The following is a 3,660-nucleotide window of genomic DNA, read 5'->3' on the forward strand; positions in this document are numbered from 1 at the left end:
AAACCAGGCACCCGACGGGGGTCGAATACCTGCAAGACCGAAGACCATCAGCCAAGTGATCGACCAATCAGTCGACCGATATGGCATCGGTTGTTCAGATGCGCTGTTGAGTTCTCAAGGAGCGGACGCTCCCGACTTCCGGCCTTTCGGCTTTCGCTCGGGGCGACGTTGTAGAACGTTACTGCGGTGTTGCCAGCGGGTCAAATCCGCATTTCCGGATCATTACCGCCGTTCGAACATTTTCCTTCGTGGCTCGCCAAGTCGGTGTCGCACTTACCGGCTAGCGGAAGCGCGACGCTTGGTTCAGCGTGTCGCTCAGGAGTTGCTGAGACCTTCGGACCGGCCACCTTGGTGCCCGTTCCTGCTCGGCTCAACAGGCCAAAACATTACGGACCGCAGCGATGCTCCGTCAAATCGCCGCGCCGCCCGCCGCTCAGACCCCGTTCACCTGGGGTTTTACCAAGCCGACGGGTGTCGCCGGTGGCTCTGCGTGCCCATCCGACGGCCGTCTGTGCGCCGGGTCACGCCTCGCACCGGCATCTGACCCTGAGTAGAGCGACAACCGGGGCAAACGACAGAACTCCCCGTCTACGTCGACGAGGAGTTCTCCTGAGCAGAAGGTGCGCGGCGCTAGAAGGCCGGCGGCAGTGGTGAGGAGCGGTGCATGGCGATGCCGTGGTGCAGCTGCTCATGGATGCGCAGCAGGTGGGCGGCCTCTTCACGGGTGAACGGGCCACCGGTGAGCTCACACTGCGAGCAGACCATGACGGTATGGGCGCCGGCCTTGCCCAGGAAGCGCAGGGCGAACGATCGGGCAACCTCTCCCAGCGGACGGCGCACGAGGGCACCGTCCGACCCGGGCGCCTGGCCCGGTCTCTTCTCCGAACTGCTGCGAACAGCGAGATCCTTGGAACGCATCACGCCACCATAGCCCTCTCGCGCGGTTGCGGACCACGGACGAAAACCGTTGTGTAACAACCCTCACGGCTACACCCGGTCATGTCGTCACGCTCCGCATTGTTCACTTGAATATAGTCATATCTCCTACTGCGCCAACGGGGAACAGCATAGGGCCAGCCGATCGGCGCGGCCATCGCTCGGGGGATCTGGGTAATTTCGCGCAAATGCTGGCGCCCGGCGGCGATTCGGTGTAAGTGCATGCTGATCTGCCGATCAGTGCGTGAAAATCACCTTGACATAGGCGATCCCGGTACCCACCAGGGCGAATCCGATTCCGGCCCAAAGTGCTGCCCCGGAGACCCGCCGATTGCTGAGACGCTCGACCACCAGCCCGGTTCCGGCCAGCCGGAGCACCAGCAGGACGATCGCGACGATCTCGGCGGGCCGGGCGTCGATCCAGTGCAGGGCCAGGGCGGCATAGATCAGCGCCGGTGCCACTCCGGAGCTGAGAATCGGTACGGCGTCACGGATCTCCTCGTGCAGGTGGCCTTCGTGCTCGGCGCGGGTACGGCCGATCCGTTCCCCGATGTTGTGCGAGAAGATGTGCGCCGCATACGTGCTCAGCGCGGTGGCCAGGATCACCAGCCAGGAGTGCGAGTGTTCCTCCCCGCCCACGGTGCCGATGACCGCGCCCAGGACCAGCACATTTCCGTAGACGTAGGCCGCGAGCCGGCTGCGGGCCCGGGCTTCGTCCAGGTGCTCGTGTCCGTCGCGGTGGCGGGTCAGGGGCCCGAAGAGCTGCTCGTCAGCCATCCCTGCACGCTACGCGGATCTGTCCCCGACCTGCGGGTACGCCAGTCAGAAGCGGAAGCCGGCCACCAGGCGGGAGAGTTCGTCACTCATCCCGGACAGTTCCCGGGCGCTGTCTTCGGCCTTGCCGATGGTTGCAGTGGTGGTGTTGGCCGCGGTGGCCACCCCGGAGATGTTGCTGGCGATCTCGCTGGAGCCGTCCGCGGCGGTGGCCACCCCGGCGTTGATGCTCTGGGTGGTGGCGGTCTGCTCTTCCACGGCCGAGGCGATCGTGGTCTGGAACTCGTTGATCTGGGTGATCACGTTCGAGATCTCGGCGATCGCCCCGGTGGCGCTGTCCGCGTCCTCCTGAATGGTCTCCACCCGGCGCGAGATGTCCTCGGTGGCCCGGGCGGTCTCCTGAGCGAGCTGCTTCACCTCGTCCGCCACCACGGCGAAGCCCTTACCGGCATCCCCGGCGCGGGCGGCCTCGATGGTGGCGTTCAGGGCCAGGAGGTTGGTCTGCTCGGCGATCGAGGTGATCAGCCGGATCACGTCACCGATCTCCCGCGAGCTCTCGCCCAGCTTGTTCATCGTGCTGGTGGTGGAGTCCGCGGCGGACACCGCGCCGGTGGCCACCCGGGCTGCCTCCTGCGCGTTCCGGGCGATCTCGGCGATCGAGGCGGTCATCTCCTCGCCACCGGCGGCCACTGCCTGCACGTTCGTGGACACCTCGTCGGCGGTGCGGGAGACCACCTCGGCCTGCTGGGAGGTCTGCGTGGCCGAGCGGCCCACCTCGGCGGCCACCTCGTTCAGCCCGGTGGAGGCCCGGCGCAGCTGCTGCGAGGTCTCGCCGATGGCTCCGAAGACCGTGCGGATCCGGGCGGTGGCATCGTCCAGGGCCGCCGAGATGTCCGCGATCTCGTCGTTGCCCTGGTCCTGGGTGGTCTGCGACAGGTCGCCGGCGGCCACGCCCTTGGTCACCAGCACCACCCGGTTCACCCGACGGGTGACAGACCGGGACAGCAGCACCGTGGCCGCCACCACCAGCGCGGCCCCCAGCACCAGCAGGGCGATCGTGATCGTGTTCATCGTGCGGGAGGTGCTGGCGGCTTCCTTCTCCAGCTCGTCCACCGCTGCGTCCAGGGCGTCGGCGGCGCTGCCCACCGCCTCGTCGGTGGCGTCGTTCGCGGTCTGGATGGCCTCGAAGTTCCGCTGGGCCCGGGTCTGGTTCTGCACGGCGGCGTCGATCACCGCCCCGATCGCGGTGACGTAGTCGTCGAAGGCCCGCTGCATGCCGGCGATCCGCTGCTCGTCGTCCGGGTCCAGGGGAATGGCGTTGAGCTGGGTGAACAGGTCGCGGACGGTCTGCGAGTCGTCGGCCAGGTCCTGGCGCAGGTCGGCCGGGGTGGGCGCGAGCAGGGCCTTGTAGCCGTCCACCTTGAGCTCGCTGGCCCGGGTGTCGAGCTGCCGGATCAGCTGGGCCGCCTTCAGGTGGTGGCGTTCCTGGTCCTGCAGGTCCCGCACCTGGGCGGAGAGGCCGAGCGCGGCCACGTTGCTGACCACCGCCACCGCCAGGCCGATACCGCCGAGCACGGCCAGCCTCCGACCGATCGTGAACCGCACCGCAGCCAGCCTCCCCGTCCAGGACGAACCATGACGACGCCCACCCCCGCCGGAAGGCCCGTCACTCTTTCGGCAGCCGTTCCCGGTTACTGAAGCAGCAACTCAGCCGCCGACACCGGCAATCGCGCCCACATCGTCCTCAGTTGGAAGCCCGAAAACCACTTGACGGAAACGCTTCTGGTCAGGAACCAGCAGAGGACGTCTCTGGTTGCGCAGCCGTGGGGACCTCGGTGTGCGCTGGGCAAGGGTCAGGATCAGCGACCCGGCCGCGTTCGACGGCGTCCAGCACCACGTCGGCGACCGAGTTGCGGCGGGCGAACGCGGCCCGTTGACGCTCGGCGCCGG

The 3,660-nt window shown here is 67.6% G+C and carries 3 protein-coding genes; all 3 read right to left on the reverse strand.

The window, feature by feature from the left end; all coding sequences use genetic code 11:
- Positions 1-630: 630 nt before the first annotated feature.
- On the reverse strand, positions 631-918 hold the full coding sequence (locus tag LR394_RS40925) for a hypothetical protein (RefSeq protein ID WP_231450123.1): 288 nt from the start codon (positions 916-918) through the stop codon (positions 631-633).
- Positions 919-1,173: 255 nt separating this feature from the next.
- Positions 1,174-1,713 carry a hypothetical protein gene (locus LR394_RS40930; RefSeq protein ID WP_231450124.1) on the reverse strand — a complete coding sequence of 180 codons (540 nt, stop codon included), beginning with the start codon at positions 1,711-1,713 and terminating at the stop codon, positions 1,174-1,176.
- A gap of 45 nt (positions 1,714-1,758) precedes the next feature.
- Entirely contained in the window at positions 1,759-3,315 is a 1,557-nt protein-coding gene (locus LR394_RS40935) for a methyl-accepting chemotaxis protein (protein WP_231450125.1), read from the reverse strand.
- Positions 3,316-3,660 lie beyond the last annotated feature (345 nt).

The sequence above is a fragment of the Kineosporia babensis genome, from assembly GCF_021129305.1.
In the GTDB taxonomy this organism is placed as follows: domain Bacteria; phylum Actinomycetota; class Actinomycetes; order Actinomycetales; family Kineosporiaceae; genus Kineosporia; species Kineosporia babensis.

Coding starts and splice junctions, on each gene's coding strand:
- LR394_RS40925 (WP_231450123.1), bottom strand. CDS start 918: ATGCGTTCCAAGGATCTCGCTGTTCGCAGCAGTTCGGAGAAGAGACCG.
- LR394_RS40930 (WP_231450124.1), bottom strand. CDS start 1,713: ATGGCTGACGAGCAGCTCTTCGGGCCCCTGACCCGCCACCGCGACGGA.